Below are 14,736 nucleotides of genomic sequence, written 5' to 3'. Positions count from 1 at the left end.
GTTGGTCACACTTCGCTCGGCAACGGAAAGGGGGCCCAACATGGGCGACATGCAGTACCGGGACCTGCGCGACTTCATGGCGCGCCTGGAGCGCGACGGCCAGCTCAAGCGCGTCCGCGCCGAGGTGGACCCGCACCTGGAGATGACCGCGGTATGCGACCGCACGCTGCGCAGCGGCGGCCCGGCACTGCTTTTCGAGAACCCCGCCGGGTACCGGATGCCCGTTCTCGGCAATCTGTTCGGAACGTCGCACCGGGTGGCGCTGGGCATGGGCGCCGAGGACACCGAGGCCCTGCGCGAGATCGGCCGGCTCCTCGCCTTCCTCAAGGAGCCGGATCCGCCCAAGGGGATGAAGGATGCCTGGAAGCAGCTGCCCGTGTTCAAGCAGGTGCTGAACATGGGGCCGAAGCAGGTGCGCCGCCCGGAGTGCCAGGAGCATGTCATCGAGGGCGAGGACGTGGACCTGTCGCGCATCCCCGTATGGACGTGCTGGCCCGAAGATGCGGGCCCCCTGATCACCTGGGCCCTGGTGGTAACCCGCGGCCCACACAAGGAGCGCCAGAACCTCGGCATCTACCGCCAGCAGGTCATCGGCCGCAACCGCGTGATCATGCGCTGGCTGGGTCACCGCGGCGGCGCCCTGGACTTCCAGGAATGGCAGCAGGCGCGCCCGGATGAGCCCTTCCCCGTGGCGGTCGCCCTGGGGGCGGATCCGGCGACCATCCTGGGCGCGGTCACCCCGGTCCCCGACACCCTGTCGGAGTACGCGTTCGCCGGGCTGCTGCGCGGCAGCAAGACCGAGCTGGGCACCTGCATCGGCTCCGATCTGCAGGTCCCGGCAACCGCGGAGATCGTGCTGGAGGGGCACATCCACCCGGACGACTGGGCGCCGGAGGGCCCGTTCGGCGACCACACGGGCTACTACAACGAGGTGGAGCAGTTCCCGGTGTTCACCATCGACCGCATCACCCACCGGACCGATCCGGTCTACCACAGCACCTACACGGGCCGGCCCCCGGATGAGCCGGCGGTGCTGGGGGTGGCGCTGAACGAGGTGTTCGTACCCATCCTGCAGAAGCAGTTCCCGGAGATCACGGACTTCTACCTGCCGCCGGAGGGGTGCTCCTACCGCATGGCGGTGGTCACCATGAAAAAGCAGTACCCGGGCCACGCCAAGCGGGTGATGCTGGGCGTGTGGTCGTTCCTGCGGCAGTTCATGTACACCAAGTTCGTCATCGTCACCGACGACGACGTCGACGCGCGCGACTGGAACGACGTCATCTGGGCCATGACCACGCGCATGGACCCGCAGCGGGACACCACGCTGATCGACAACTCGCCCATCGACTACCTGGACTTCGCCTCCCCGGTCTCCGGGCTCGGATCCAAGATCGGCTTCGATGCCACCAGCAAGTGGAAAGGCGAGACCAGCCGCGAGTGGGGACGCCCGATCACCATGGACCCGGACATCCGCCGCCGCGTCGACGAGCGCTGGGACGAGCTGGGGATCGATACGTAGTCGCCTTCCCGAGGGGGGTGCCGGGGCCGGAGTTTCGGGCACGGAGGCGTTGCGCCACAATGGTGGTCCGGCATCATAGGAAACGCTGAACCATTCGCGCGCGCTTCTGGCTGCCGCTTGCGCCGCTCGGCCCCGCAGGGCGTGCGAATGGTTCAGCGTTTCCTTAGGGATGCGGCGGGCTGAGCCCCGGGAGGCGAGCGGCGATGAGCTACCACGTCACCATCGAGCCCAGTGGCCGCCGTTTCACGTGCAGCGGCACCGAGCCTGTCCTGGAGGCCGCGTTGCGGCACGGGATCATGCTCCCGTACGGCTGCCGGGACGGCCGCTGCGGCCTGTGTACCGGCAAGGTGGTGGAGGGCGCCGTTACCTATCCGGGCGGCGAGCCGCCGGAGCCCCTGGACGAGAAGGCCGTCGCCGTGGGCCAGGCCCTGTTCTGCCGGGCCCGGCCGACGACGGATGTCACCATCGAGCTCCGCGAGGCGGACAGCTCCGAGGCCGTTCCCGCCCGCCGCATGCGTTGCCGGGTGGCGCGCATGGAGCGAATGGCGCCGGATGTCATGGCCCTGTGGCTGCAGCTGCCCGAGAACGAGCGCCTGGCCTTCCTGCCGGGCCAGTACGTCGACGTTCTCCTGCGTGACGGGCGCTGCCGCAGCTACTGCCTGGCGAATGCCCCCCACGACGACGGCCTCCTGGAGCTCCATGTGCGGTACGTGGACGCGGGTGAGTTCAGCGGCTACGTGTTCCACGCCATGCGGGAACAGGCCGTCCTGCACCTGGACGGACCCCACGGCGCCTTTCATCTCCGGGCCGGGGACCGCCGCCCGATCATCGCCATGGCGGGCAGCACAGGGATTGCACCGATCAAGAGCATGCTGGAACATCTGGTTCATATTGGTGACGAACGCCCGGTACACGTGTTCTGGGGCGTGCGCACACGGGAGGATCTCTACCTGGACGCACGATTGCGACAGCTGGCGCGCGCGCACGGCAGACTCCGGTATACGCCCTGTCTGTCGGATCCCGCGGGGAGCGACGCCTGGGACGGACGCATCGGGCTGGTGCACAACATGCTGCTGCAGGACTACCCGGATCTGGCGGGCCACACCCTCTACATGAGCGGACCTCCCTCCATGATTGCCGCCGCGCAGAGGGATCTCTTCCGGCACGGCGCAGATCCCGAGCACGTGCTCGGGATCCCGTTCCGCACGGCGGCGGACGCGCAGCCGGATCTCGCTGCGGCCGAGCAAGGGAACCAGCATCAGGGACCACGCTGACGGGGTTGCGGACACCCCTGACCGACAGGACTTCCATGGGACGGATCGACCCTTTCCAGACAATGGCGCGGCATGAACCAGGCACAGGCAGTCCGCCGGGACGCGGCAGGCCCCTGTGGATCGTCGCCATCGGCATCGTGCTGACCGTCGCCGCCGCCGGCGGGCTCCTGTACCACGAGCACCAGCAACGGCTGGCGGCGTTCCGGGCGGACGCGGCCGGCACGTTCACCTCCCTGGAGCGCATCGTGGAGCGGGCCCTGGAGCGCACCGGCAACCTGTCCACGCTCCTGCGCACCGGCGCCGAGATCGACACGGACGATCCGCCGTCCACCCGCCAACCCACGACGGCCAGCAGCGTGGAGTTCCTCGCGTGGATGGAGCCCGTGCCCGGCAGCGACGATCTCCGCGTCACGCCGCTTCTGTCGGCCTCGGGCCGGGGGGTGATCGCGCGACAGGTCCTGAACCGCGAAGAGGGGGACAGCGACGAGCCGCAGTGGCGGGCCCTGGAGGCGGCACTCGCCAACGACGAGCTCACGGGGACCGAGGGGGTCGTGCTGTTCCAGGTCGACGGCCGCCCGGCCCCGGGCTTCATCGTGTTCTCGCCGGTGAAGCGCAACGGCGCGTCGCTGGGGGTGGTGGCCACGGCGCTGCGGCTGGACCGGCTGGCGGAATCGGCGCGGGGACACCGCGATGTCAGGCTGCACATCTTCGACGAGGGCGACGCGGACGGCCGCCTTCTCCTGTACGGGCCCGGGAGCGGGCCCACGGTCGCCGAGCGCACGGATCCGCAGTCCCTCGAGGCACACGCCCACGCGCGGCGGGACATCGACATCGCGGGACGCACCTGGACCGTGTATGCAACGCCGGGGCAGACCAGCCTGTGGCCCGTCGCACCGGCACTGGCCCTGCTGGTCGCGGGCCTGGGGATCAGCGGTGTCACCGGTCTGCTGTCCCGCCGGGAGCTGCGGTACCGGCAGGCACTGGAGCGACAGCTGACGTCCAGCGAAGCACGCCTCGGCGCGCTCCAGCGCGACTATGCCGCCACGCGGGAGACGCTGGAGAGGGAGGCCGTGGCGCGGACCGCGGCCGAGCAGTACGCCGGCCTGCTGGAGAACAGCATCCCGGATCTGGCGATCCGCCTGTCGGCGGACGGCACCATCGTGTCCGCGTCGCCGGCCGCCGAGAGCCTGCTGGGGTATTCCGGCGAGGCGATGATCGGCCGGCCCCTGGACGGATTCGTCGCCTCCCGGGAACCCGACCGCGCCGCGACCAGGCAGCCGGCGCCGGGGGTTCGCTACACGCTGCGCGACGCGCGCGGGGGCGTTCGGCAGCTGGAGGGGGCCCGGCTGGCGCTGCCTCCCGGCATGAGCAACGGCGAGGTCGAGCTGCTGATCCTGTCGCCGACGACACCGGCGCGGGATCGCCCGGACGCGGAGCCGAGCCTGCCCTTCCGCGAGGCGTTCGACAACGCCACCGTCGGCATGGCGCTGTTCCACCCCGACACCGGTCACTGCCTGTACGTCAACCAGGCCCTGTGCGACTGCCTGGGCTATGCCAACGACGAGCTCCTGCAGCTGACCTACCACGATCTCACGCATCCGGCCGACCAGCAGGCCACGCGCGAGCAGCTCAACGAGATGCACAACGCGGCACGCGACACGTTCCAGCTGGAGAAGCGCTACCTCCACAAGAACGGCCACGTGGTCTGGGTCCTGGTCTCCGGCAGCCTGGTGCGCGATCGCGACGGCCATGTCATCTGCGTCGCCAGCCAGATCCGCGACATCACCGAGCAGAAGGACACCGAGCGCGCGCTGGAGGAGATCAACCGGCGCCATGATCTCATCCTCAACGCCGCCGCCGAGGCCATCTTCGGCGTCGACACCGGCGGCCGCGTGAGCTTCGCCAATCATGCCGCATGCCATCTGCTCAGCCGGGAGCCCGTCACCCTCGAAGGCCAGTCGCTCTACCAGCTGCTGCACGGCGTCGAACGGGCCTCGCCGGAAGAGTGGCCCGTCCAGCGCTGCATGATCGAGCGCCGGGTCAAGCACGAGGAGGGCGCGGTGTTCCGGCGCAGCGACGGCACGCCGTTCCCCGCCGACTACACCGCAGCGCCGATCATCGACAACGACCGGGTCACCGGCGCCGTCGTGGTCCTGGCCGATGCCTCGGAGCGCCAGGAAGGCGAAGCACGCTTCCGCAGTGCCTTCGAGGACGTCGCCGTGGGCATGGCGCTCATCGGCATGAACGGCGAGTTCCTGCGCGCCAACGCCGCCCTGTGCAGCCTGGTGGGCTACGACCACCAGGCGCTGCTGGAACTGCGCTCCAGCGAGCTTCTCCACCCCGAGGACCGCGAGGCCAATTACCGGGTCAACCGCCTCATCCTCGACGGTCATCGCCCCGCCGGCCCCCTGGAGCAGCGCCTGTGCCACCGCGACGGCGGCATCGTGTGGGCGCTGACAAGCACCTCGGTGGTCCGGGACCCGGGCGGCGAGCCCCGTTACCTGCTCAAGCAGACCCAGGACATCACGCCCCGCAAGGTGGCCGAATCCGCCCTGCGAACCAGCGAGACCCGGTTCCGGGGGGTGTTCGACCAGGCCGCCGTGGGCATGGCGCTTCTGTCCGGGCGCACCGGCACCGTGCAGCGGATCAACCTCGCCCTGCGCCGGCTTCTGGACTGCGATGCGGACAGTCTCGCCGGAAGGGCGTTCACCGACCTGGTCCACGCCGAGGATCAGGCGTCGGTGGAGGCAGCGCTGCGCGACGGGGTCCCGCCGGACGGCTATCACCTCTACCTCCGGCTTACCGGGTGTCGCGTCAGCAGCGCCCGGGTGACGCTGCACATCGCCCCGCTCGGGGAGGCCGGGGATACCGAGATCCTGCATCTGGTGCAGCTACAGGTGCCCGTCAACGAGGCGGCCTGAACCCTCGGCGCAGGCGACGAGTCCGGCTATACTGCGCGGCTGTTGCATCCACCGGGAGGACTCCATGGCCACGGCGGAACACAATGGCGTGCGCCTCTACTATGAAATCCACGGCCGGGGCACGCCGGTGGTCCTGATCATGGGCCTCGGCGGCAGCGGCCGCGCATGGGGACTGCAACTGCCCGAGCTCTCCCGCCATCACCGGGTCGTCCTGCCCGACAACCGGGGAGTCGGCCGCTCGGACATGCCCCAGGGGCCGTACACCATGGCGGACTTCTCCGGGGATCTCCTGGCGGTCCTCGAGGCAGCGGACGCGGCCCCGGCGCACCTCGTCGGCGTTTCCATGGGCGGGCTCATCGCCCAGGAGTTCTATCACCTGCATCCCGACCGCGTCCGCAGCCTGACGCTGGTGGCCACCGGGGCGGGACCGGCCGACCCCGCGTACATCCCGCCCGAGCCCGGGGTCTGGGAGGTCCTGAACATGGACCGCGCCACCACGGACCCCCGTACCGTGGTCGAGCGCATGAACGAAACCTTCTACCACCCGGACTACCGGGCGCGGATTCCGGATCTCGCGGAGCGCATCCTGCAGTTCCAGGAGCGCGAGCCGCAGCCGCCCCATGCCTTTCACGCGCAGCTCGCCTCGGCGAGCACGCATACCCTGAACAGCCCGCGGCTGCACCGGATCGGCGTCCCCTGCCTGGTGGTCCACGGCGAGGATGACCGCGTATGGCCGGTGGCCAATGCCCGCTACCTGGCCGAGCACATCCCCGGCGCCCGTCTGGAGGTCATGCCCCGCACCGCGCACATGCTGCCCCTGGAGCAGCCGCGCGCGTTCAACCGCTGCGTGCTGGAGTTCCTGGCCTCCGTGGATGCGGACGGAGCATGAGCGGCATGCCGGCCGAAGCCCTGGCATTCCAGGAGCGCGTGCTCCCGGGCGTGTCGCGCACGTTTGCGCTGACCATCCCGCAGCTGCCGCCGGCGCTGCGCACCGCCATCGGCAACGCCTATCTGCTGTGTCGCCTCGCCGATACCATCGAGGACGCCGCCGAGCTGCAGGCGAGCGCCAAGCAGGATCGCTTCGCGCTGCTGGTGCGGGCCCTGGACGATGCGGACGCGGCCCGGCAGCTGAGCACCGCGCTGGAAGGCGAGATCACCACCGCGACCGGTGCCGAGCGGGAGCTGGTCGCCGGCGCCGAGCAGGTCTTCCATGTCCTGTGGAGCCTGCCGGCCGGGCAGCAGGCACCGGTACGGCGCTGCCTGCGCATCATGGCCGCCGGCATGAGCCGTTTCGAGCCACTCAAGGGGCCTCGGGGCCTGGCCACCTGTACCGACTTCCGGGACTACTGCTACTGCGTCGCAGGCGTGGTCGGCGAGATGCTCACCGACCTGTTCGCCCTGCACGAACCGGCGGTGGCCGCAGCCCGCACCCGCCTGCGCTGCCGCGCCGTGGCGTTCGGGCAGGGCCTGCAGATGACGAATATCCTCAAGGACATCTGGGAGGATCACGAGCGCGGTGTATGCTGGCTGCCGCAGGACGTGTTCGTCCGTCACGGGCACGATCTGGCGGCGGACGGTCCGCGGCATACGGCGCCGGCCTTTCACGCGGGCCTGCAGGAGCTCATCGGCGTCGCCCACGGACAGCTCCAGCGGGCCCTGCGCTATACCCTCGGCATACCGCCGGGCCAGCCCGGAATGCGCCGGTTCTGCGCCTGGGCCATCGGCATGGCCCTGGAGACCCTGCACAATATCCACGCCCGTCCGGATTTCACCGCGGCGGACCAGATCCGGATCTCCCGCGGGCGGGTACGCCTGATCATCGGTGCCTGCAACGCGGCGGTCCGGCGGGACCGCCTGCTCCGGGCGGCCTTCTGGTGGGAGGCCCGGGGCCTGCCGTCGCCCGGCCCGGAACACCATGCCCTGATGGCCATCGACGAGGAGACTCCATGGACGCCATCGCCCTGAAAGCCCGTCTCCGCCGCTTGCAGCGCCTTATCGCCGTGCTCGCCGTGCTGCCCCTGGTAACGGCCTGCGCGACCTCGCCGCCGCCGGAGCCCCGTGCCTACGACCCCGCGGAGCCGGTGAATCGCGGCGTCTATACGTTCAACGACCAGCTCGACACCTACATCGCCAAGCCGCTGGCCGACGCCTATGTCTTCGTGACCCCGCGGTTCGCGCGGCGCGGCGTCACCAACTTCTTCAACAATCTCGGCGAGCCCGGCAACGCCCTGAACAACGCGCTCCAGGGCAAGCCGGGGGCCGGCGCCCGGGACACCGGGCGGTTCCTGATCAACAGTACCGTCGGGGTGGTCGGCCTGTTCGACGTGGCCAGCGCCATGGGGCTGGAGGAGAGCACCGAGGACTTCGGCCAGACGCTGGCGGTGTGGGGCGCGCCCGAGGGCATGTACCTGATGCTGCCCGCCTACGGGCCGAGCACCACCCGGGACGTTCACGACATCCCCGCCTCCATCGTCACCAGCCCCCTCACCTACGTCGGCTGGACGGTGGCCCTGCCCCTGTACGCCCTGGACCTGGTGAACACCCGGGCGCGGCTGGACCAGGCCGACCGCTTCCGCAGCGAGGCCGCCCTGGATGAATACGACTTCACCCGCTCGGCGTACCGCCAGCACCGGAACAGCCTCATCTGGGACGGCGATCCCCCGGAGAGGGACCTGCTGGACGACCTGGAGGGCGGCGACTGGTAGGACTACGAGCCCTTCGTCGCCGCGAGCAGGCGGTGGATGAGATCCCGGGCCTGCCCGGCGTAGAGGCCGCCGAACAGGTTCAGGTGGTTGAGCACGTGGTAGAGCTGGTAGAGATCCCGGCGCGTCGCATAGCCGGGATCCAGCGGCCAGACGGCGTCATAGGCATCGTACGCCGCCCGCGGGAACCGGCCGAACAGCTCGGACATGGCGACATCGCTCTCGCGGTCGCCGTAGTAGACGGCGGGATCGTACAGGACCGGCCAGCGGGCCTCGTCGAAGGCCACGTTGCCGGACCATAGATCGCCGTGGAGCAGGGAGGGAACGGGACGGTAGTCGCGGAAGAAGGCGCCCAGCCCGTCCACCAGGCGCTGCCCCGCGTCCATCAGCTCACCGCCGTGGCCGCGCTCGGCCGCGAGCTCCAGCTGGAATGCCAGGCGCTGCTCGCCGAAGAAGGCCACCCAGTCGGCATCCGGCGTGTTCACCTGCGGCGTCGATCCGATGGTGTTGTCGCGGTGCCAGCCGTGCCGCTGCGCCGTGATCCGGTGCATGTGCGCCAGCCCCTCGCCCAGGGCCGCCCAGTCGCCCCGGCCGTGGAGGGTCAGCCATTCCAGTACCAGGTAGCTGCGGTTGCCCGCCCGCCCCCAGGTCAGGGGCCGGGGGACGCGCAGCCCTTCGGCGGCATCCAGCTCGCGCAGCCCTTCCGCCTCGGCCTCGAACATCGCCAGCTGGTCGGCGCCGTTGAGCTTGACGAACCAGGCGTATCCGTCGCCCTCGAGCCGGTAGGCGGCGTTGATGCTGCCGCCGCCCACCGGAGCCCGGTCACGGCTGGCATACGCCGCGCCAAGCGCCTCGGCGATGGCCGTATCAATGGTCTGCCACGGCATCGGTCACTCCTTGGTCAATCAGCGCGCGGGCGCGCCGGCGCACGCGCTCGGGAAGCGGAAGATCGGCGACGGCATCACCCCGCACCGGGCGAACCGCGATGGATTCCGCGTCCGCCTCCAGGGGAGCGGAGCAGTGGATGGTCGCCAGCTCCCTGGACAGGAACGCCTGGTCGCGATGACGGATCAGCAGCTGCCGGAAGCGCTCGCCACCGCGCAGGGGCAGGCCGGGAATCCGGTCCAGGCCGGCATAGATGTCTTCCAGGCTGCCGAAGGCGTCCAGCAGGGCGCATGCGGTCCTGGGCCCGATCCCGGGCACGCCCGGGATGTTGTCCACGCCGTCGCCCGCGAGCCCGAGGAGGTCCGCCACCTGGTCAGCGCGCACGCCGAGGCTGTCCCGGACCCCGTCGCAATCGAGGTTGCGGCGGCCGCTGACGTCGACGATGCGGTCGCCGGGCTGGAGAAGCTGGGCGTAGTCCTTGTCCGAGGTGAGGTAGCGCATGGTGAAGCCGTGGCAGCGAAACCGGCTTGCGGCGGTTCCGATCAGGTCGTCGGCCTCGTATCGGTCGCTGCTCGCCGCGGCCAGCCCCAGCGCGCGGGTCAGCGACCGGCAGATGTCGATCTGGCGCTTGAGGTCCTCGGGGGCTTGCGGGCGGTTGGCCTTGTAGGCCGGGTAGATGTCGTTGCGAAAGCACGTGGCCAGGCTGGCATCGAAAGCCGCCAGTGCATGCCGCAGCGTGCCGTCTTGCAGCAGATCCAGGAGGAAGTTGCCGTAGCCGTAGACGGCATTGGCCGGGTCACCGGCGTCGTCCCGCAGGCTCTCGTCGATGGCGAACCATGCGCGGAAGATATAGACGCTGGCGTCGATGAGGTAGAGGGGCTGCATGGCACGCAGTCTACCACCGGAGGCGGGTCTAAGGACCCGCCTCCGGTACGGCTGGTGTCGCGTCTACGCCGGCGCCTCCTTGCGCGCGGCCTTGAGCTCCTCGTCACCGGCGTTGTCCAGCACGCTGCGGCCGGCCAGGCGGTTCACCGCGTTGAGCAGCGCGTGCAGCGACGCCGTCACGATGTTGCCGTGCCGCGCCACGCCGAACAGGCTGGTGCCGTCGGGGCCGCGCATCTCCACGTAGGCCACCGCCTGGGCGTTGGCGCCGGCGTTGGTGGCATGCTCGGTGTAGTCCGCCACCTGGAGGTCGACACCGGTATGCCGGGACAGGGCGGTCACGAACGCGTCGATGGGCCCGTTGCCCTCGGCGGCGATGATGCGCTCCTCGCCGTTGTCGCGGATGGTGGCGGTGAGCCGGTCGTTGCCCTCGGCGTCGGTGCCCTCGCGGTAGTCCACCAGCTCCAGGGGATGGGGCACGTCCATGTATTCCTTCTGGAAGGCGTCCCAGATCTCCGGGGCCGTCAGCTCGCGGCCGGTCTCGTCGGTGACCTTCTGGATCACGTGGCTGAACTCGATCTGCAGGCGGCGCGGCATGGCCATGCCGTAGTCCCGCTCCATGAGGTAGCTGATGCCGCCCTTGCCGGACTGGCTGTTGATACGGATCACCGCCTCGTAGCTGCGGCCCACGTCCTTGGGATCGATGGGCAGGTACGGCACTTCCCAGACGCCGGCCTGCTCCTGGGCCTTGAGACCCTTGTTGATGGCGTCCTGGTGCGAGCCCGAGAACGCGGTGAACACCAGCTCGCCGGCGTAGGGATGACGCGGGTGCACCGGCAGCTGGTTGCAGTACTCCACCAGCCGCACGGTGTCGTTGATATCGGAGAAGTCCAGCCCGGGATGCACGCCCTGGGTGTAGAGGTTCATGCCCAGGGTCACCAGGTCCACGTTACCGGTGCGCTCGCCGTTGCCGAACAGCGTGCCCTCGATGCGGTCGGCCCCGGCCATGACGGCGAGCTCGGCCGCGGCCACGGCCGTGCCCCGGTCGTTGTGCGGGTGCACCGACAGGATGATGCCGTCGCGGCGCTGCACGTTGCGTGCGAACCACTCGATCTGGTCGGCATAGACGTTCGGCGTGGCCACCTCCACCGTTGCCGGCAGATTGATGATGACCGGATCGTCCGCGGTCGGCTGCCAGACCGCATTGACGGCGTCGACGATCTCCAGGGCGTAGTCGAGCTCGGTCTGGGTGAAGCTCTCCGGCGAATACTGGAACAGCCAGTTGGTCGCCGGCTGCCGGGCGGCCAGGCTCTGCACCAGCCTGGCGCCCTCCACCGCCAGCTCGGTGATGCCGTCCCGGTCCATGCCGAAGACCACCCGCCGCTGCACCGTGGACGTGGAGTTGTACAGGTGCACGATGACGTTGGGGGCGCCGCGGACCGCCTCGAAGGTCTGCTCGATGAGCTCCGGGCGGGACTGGGTGAGCACCTGGACGTAGACGTCGTCCGGGATGAGGTCGTTGTCGATGAGCTCCCGGCAGAAGTCGTAGTCCGTCTGCGACGCCGCCGGGAAGCCCACCTCGATCTCCTTGAAGCCGATGCTCACCAGGGCCTCGAACATGCGCCGCTTGCGCTCGCCGTCCATGGGCTCGATCAGCGCCTGGTTGCCGTCTCGCAGGTCGACGCTGCACCACACCGGCGGCGCGTCGATGACATGGTCCGGCCACGTGCGGTCATGGAGCCGGACCGGCGGAAACGCTCGGTATTTCTGGCTGGGCTGGTTCAACATGTTGCTCGCTCCCATGAATTCACTGATTGGTTGCCACAAGCGCTGGCGTACGAGGCCCGGCCACCGGGTCGCCACATCCCCGGTGGCCGCCGGGCAGTCGCAGGAGTGCAAACAGGAGCGCGCAATACACGGGCGAGTGGGGGGATTGCCACCGCGCCGAAGGTCGTATGCTGGAAGATTCCGAAGAGGACATGATTCTTTACCCGACTGCAACCGCTGCCACGCTACGAACTACACCCGACGCTCCTTCAGGAGGCCGGGCCAAGCAGTCGCAGTCGAAGCAGGGTCGCTGTCCGGTTCATCATGCCTTAACGCTATGCCCATCCCGACGGCACGTCAACCCCCGCCAGCTCATCGCTGACGCTGCGGTGCCGCAGCGGGCTCGTGCGCGGGAAATGCGCCCGCAGGAATTCCATCTGGTCCGCGAGGATCCGCCGGCCCTGGAGGTAGACGTACTCGGCGTGAGTGGGCTTGAACGGGACGGCCAGCAGCTGCATGCCCGCCTGCTCCGGCGTGCGCCCCGCCTTGTCGTTGTTGCAGCGCTTGCACGCGGCCACCACGTTGGTCCAGACGTCCTGCCCGGACTGGCTGATGGGCGTGACATGATCCCGGGACAGGCCGCTGGTGCGGAAGCGGCCGCCGCAGTACATGCAGATATGGTCGTCACGGCGGAAGAGCGCCTTGTTGTCCAGCGGCGGCGTGTAGTTGCTGTGTCCCTTGAGGCTTGCCTGGACGGAACCGTTGGTGGCGATGATGGAGTTGAGCTCGAGGATGCTGCGATGGCCGGAGACCGCGTTGTAGCCGCCCCGCACCCGGTAGAGCAGGCGCCCGCAACTGAATACCACCTGGTCAAGGTAGTACAGGCGCGCCGCTTCCTGGTAGGTAATCCATTCCAGCGGCATGCCGGAGACATCCGTTCGCAGAATCTGGTTGCTCAGGTCGAGCACGATGCGCTCTCCTCGCGAGGCGACCGCGGACGGCCACGCCCCATATATCCCAGAAGTGTCGCCAAAAGGCAATCCCGCGGCGGCATGGTTCACGGAACCGTCAAGAACCGCCGGCCGAGCTTCCCTGTCCTGGCCGTCAGGATATTCGTGCCGCTACTCACCTTCAAAACCGCGCATGGGTACGTTATGCTTTCAAAGCCAGCGCGGCCGGGGCCTCCGACCGCGCTTTTTTGTCCGGGGCTGCGGCGTCGGGGGGCGGCACGGCCGGGGGCGGTCGCGGCGCGCGGGGTGTTGGGCCGGCGCGGCGGGGCGCCCGGCAGGCGGTGCGGCCGCAGCCACGCACTCGGACCCATCCTGTTGGGCAACACGGGAGAGAGAAGACCATGGCAATACGTGTAGCCGTGCCCAAGGAGACCCACTCGGGCGAGCGCCGGGTCGCGCTGGTGCCCAGCGTGGTCAAGCAGCTCGACAAGCTCGGCGTGGAGATCCTCATGGAGTCCGGCGCCGGCAAGGACAGCGGCTTCGACGACGCCGCCTACGAGGGGGTCACGGTGGTCGAGGCCGCCGACAAGCTCTACAAGGACGCCGACGTGGTGCTGCGCGTGCAGCCGCCCACCGTCGAGGAGGCAGGCAAGCTCGCCGCGGGCAGCGTGGTGCTGGGCTTCATGGCCCCGCACGAGGGCGACACCCGCATCAAGACCTTCACCAAGAACAAGGTCACCAGCTTCGCCATGGAGCTGGTGCCGCGCATCACCCGCGCGCAGTCCATCGATGCGCTGTCGTCGCAGGCGTCGATCTCCGGCTACAAGGCCGCGCTGCTCGCCGCCAACCTCAGCCCGCGGCTGTTCCCCATGCTCACCACCGCCGCGGGCACCATCCGGCCGTCGACGGTACTGGTCATCGGCGCCGGGGTGGCGGGCCTGCAGGCCATTGCCACGGCCAAGCGCCTGGGCGCCGTGGTCGAGGCCTACGACGTGCGCTCGGCGACCAAGGAGCAGGTGGAGTCGCTCGGCGGCAAGTTCGTCAAGACCGGCGTCTCCGCCGAGGGCGAGGGCGGCTACGCCCGTGAGCTCACCGACGAGGAAAAGCAGCAGCAGGCCGAGGTGCTCGCCGACCACGTGGCCAAGGCCGATGCGGTGATCACCACCGCCGCGATCCCCGGCAAGCCGGCGCCCAAGCTCATCGACACCGCGACTGTGGAGCGCATGAAGCGCGGCGCGGTGGTCATCGACCTCGCGGCCGAGACCGGCGGCAACTGCGAGCTCACCAAGGCCGGCAAGGAGGTCGACCACAACGGGGTCACTGTCTACGGCCCCAAGAACGTCGCCAGCGCCCTGTGCCAGCACGCCAGCGAGATGTACGCGCGCAACCTGTACAACTTCCTGGCGCTGCTGGTCAAAGACGGCGAGCTCCGCCTGGACTGGGACGACCAGGTGCTGGCCGACAGCTGCCTGACCCACGACGGCGAGATCCGCCACGCGCCCACGCGTGAGCGCCTGGAAGGAGGCAAGAAATCATGATCGAGGGCTTCACTGCGCTGTATATCTTCATGCTCTCCGCGGTGGCGGGCTATGAAGTCATCTCCCGGGTGCCGGTCATCCTGCACACGCCGCTGATGTCCGGCTCCAACTTCATCCACGGCATCGTCGTCGTCGGCGCGATGATCGCGCTCGGCCACGCCCAGACGCCCATCGAGCAGCTCATCGGCTTCATCGCCGTGCTGCTGGGCGCGGGCAACGCCGTCGGCGGCTACGTGGTCACCGAACGCATGCTCGAGATGTTCAAGAGCAGCAAAGACGAAGGCTAAGGGGGCGCACG

The 14,736-nt window shown here is 69.5% G+C and carries 12 protein-coding genes; 8 read left to right on the top strand and 4 right to left on the bottom strand.

Annotated features, from left to right (window positions below; genetic code table 11):
* Window positions 1-49: 49 nt before the first annotated feature.
* From ubiD to QWY84_RS04010, 6 genes are all read left to right on the top strand, one after another.
* The gene (gene ubiD, locus QWY84_RS04035) at window positions 50-1,519 is read left to right on the top strand and encodes a 4-hydroxy-3-polyprenylbenzoate decarboxylase (protein WP_290202671.1); all 1,470 of its coding nucleotides are present in this window, start codon (window positions 50-52) and stop codon (window positions 1,517-1,519) included.
* Window positions 1,520-1,722: 203 nt separating this feature from the next.
* A complete protein-coding gene (locus QWY84_RS04030) occupies window positions 1,723-2,793 on the top strand; it encodes a 2Fe-2S iron-sulfur cluster-binding protein (protein WP_290201166.1) in 1,071 nt (356 codons plus the stop codon).
* A 35-nt stretch (window positions 2,794-2,828) separates the two neighbouring features.
* Window positions 2,829-5,714: a PAS domain S-box protein gene (locus QWY84_RS04025; protein ID WP_290201165.1), complete on the top strand. Its 2,886-nt coding sequence runs from the start codon at window positions 2,829-2,831 to the stop codon at window positions 5,712-5,714.
* 64 nt (window positions 5,715-5,778) lie between these two features.
* A complete protein-coding gene (locus tag QWY84_RS04020) occupies window positions 5,779-6,603 on the top strand; it encodes an alpha/beta fold hydrolase (protein WP_290201164.1) in 825 nt (274 codons plus the stop codon).
* Window positions 6,600-7,679 carry a phytoene/squalene synthase family protein gene (locus QWY84_RS04015; protein ID WP_290201163.1) on the top strand — a complete coding sequence of 360 codons (1,080 nt, stop codon included), beginning with the start codon at window positions 6,600-6,602 and terminating at the stop codon, window positions 7,677-7,679. The genes QWY84_RS04020 and QWY84_RS04015 overlap by 4 nt, the downstream gene beginning before the upstream one ends.
* On the top strand, window positions 7,661-8,419 hold the full coding sequence (locus tag QWY84_RS04010) for an MlaA family lipoprotein (RefSeq protein ID WP_290201162.1): 759 nt from the start codon (window positions 7,661-7,663) through the stop codon (window positions 8,417-8,419). Before QWY84_RS04015 ends, QWY84_RS04010 begins: the two co-directional genes overlap by 19 nt.
* 2 nt (window positions 8,420-8,421) lie before the next feature.
* On the opposite strand, the gene QWY84_RS04005 is transcribed toward QWY84_RS04010, so the two are convergent.
* The 4 genes from QWY84_RS04005 to QWY84_RS03990 form a co-directional block, all read right to left on the bottom strand.
* Complete coding sequence (locus tag QWY84_RS04005) at window positions 8,422-9,303, bottom strand: fructosamine kinase family protein (protein WP_290201161.1); 882 nt, start codon at window positions 9,301-9,303, stop codon at window positions 8,422-8,424.
* Entirely contained in the window at window positions 9,284-10,186 is a 903-nt protein-coding gene (locus tag QWY84_RS04000; RefSeq protein ID WP_290201160.1) for a 5'-3' exonuclease, read from the bottom strand. The genes QWY84_RS04005 and QWY84_RS04000 overlap by 20 nt, the downstream gene beginning before the upstream one ends.
* A gap of 63 nt (window positions 10,187-10,249) precedes the next feature.
* The gene (leuA, locus tag QWY84_RS03995) at window positions 10,250-11,971 is read right to left on the bottom strand and encodes a 2-isopropylmalate synthase (RefSeq protein ID WP_290201159.1); all 1,722 of its coding nucleotides are present in this window, start codon (window positions 11,969-11,971) and stop codon (window positions 10,250-10,252) included.
* A gap of 314 nt (window positions 11,972-12,285) precedes the next feature.
* Entirely contained in the window at window positions 12,286-12,873 is a 588-nt protein-coding gene (locus QWY84_RS03990; protein ID WP_435372980.1) for an HNH endonuclease, read from the bottom strand.
* Window positions 12,874-13,301: 428 nt separating this feature from the next.
* On the opposite strand from QWY84_RS03990, the gene QWY84_RS03985 reads away from it, so the two are divergent.
* Together QWY84_RS03985 and QWY84_RS03980 are read left to right on the top strand one after the other, a co-directional pair.
* The gene (locus QWY84_RS03985) at window positions 13,302-14,438 is read left to right on the top strand and encodes a Re/Si-specific NAD(P)(+) transhydrogenase subunit alpha (protein ID WP_290201157.1); all 1,137 of its coding nucleotides are present in this window, start codon (window positions 13,302-13,304) and stop codon (window positions 14,436-14,438) included.
* On the top strand, window positions 14,432-14,725 hold the full coding sequence (locus tag QWY84_RS03980; protein ID WP_290202670.1) for an NAD(P) transhydrogenase subunit alpha part 2: 294 nt from the start codon (window positions 14,432-14,434) through the stop codon (window positions 14,723-14,725). Before QWY84_RS03985 ends, QWY84_RS03980 begins: the two co-directional genes overlap by 7 nt.
* Window positions 14,726-14,736: the final 11 nt, after the last annotated feature.

The sequence above is a fragment of the Aquisalimonas lutea genome, from assembly GCF_030409225.1.
In the GTDB taxonomy this organism is placed as follows: Bacteria; Pseudomonadota; Gammaproteobacteria; order Nitrococcales; family Aquisalimonadaceae; genus Aquisalimonas; species Aquisalimonas lutea.
This window is presented reverse-complemented; position numbering and strand designations above follow the sequence as displayed.

What these genes read in the sequence shown, in the direction of transcription:
- QWY84_RS04020 (WP_290201164.1), top strand. Translation starts at nt 5,779, where the DNA reads ATGGCCACGGCGGAACACAATGGCGTGCGCCTCTACTATGAAATCCAC.
- QWY84_RS04015 (WP_290201163.1), top strand. Translation starts at nt 6,600, where the DNA reads ATGAGCGGCATGCCGGCCGAAGCCCTGGCATTCCAGGAGCGCGTGCTC.
- QWY84_RS03985 (WP_290201157.1), top strand. Translation starts at nt 13,302, where the DNA reads ATGGCAATACGTGTAGCCGTGCCCAAGGAGACCCACTCGGGCGAGCGC.
- leuA (WP_290201159.1), bottom strand. Translation starts at nt 11,971, where the DNA reads ATGTTGAACCAGCCCAGCCAGAAATACCGAGCGTTTCCGCCGGTCCGG.
- QWY84_RS03990 (WP_435372980.1), bottom strand. Translation starts at nt 12,873, where the DNA reads ATGCCGCTGGAATGGATTACCTACCAGGAAGCGGCGCGCCTGTACTAC.
- QWY84_RS04005 (WP_290201161.1), bottom strand. Translation starts at nt 9,303, where the DNA reads ATGCCGTGGCAGACCATTGATACGGCCATCGCCGAGGCGCTTGGCGCG.
- QWY84_RS04025 (WP_290201165.1), top strand. Translation starts at nt 2,829, where the DNA reads ATGGGACGGATCGACCCTTTCCAGACAATGGCGCGGCATGAACCAGGC.
- QWY84_RS04000 (WP_290201160.1), bottom strand. Translation starts at nt 10,186, where the DNA reads ATGCAGCCCCTCTACCTCATCGACGCCAGCGTCTATATCTTCCGCGCA.
- QWY84_RS04010 (WP_290201162.1), top strand. Translation starts at nt 7,661, where the DNA reads ATGGACGCCATCGCCCTGAAAGCCCGTCTCCGCCGCTTGCAGCGCCTT.
- QWY84_RS04030 (WP_290201166.1), top strand. Translation starts at nt 1,723, where the DNA reads ATGAGCTACCACGTCACCATCGAGCCCAGTGGCCGCCGTTTCACGTGC.
- ubiD (WP_290202671.1), top strand. Translation starts at nt 50, where the DNA reads ATGCAGTACCGGGACCTGCGCGACTTCATGGCGCGCCTGGAGCGCGAC.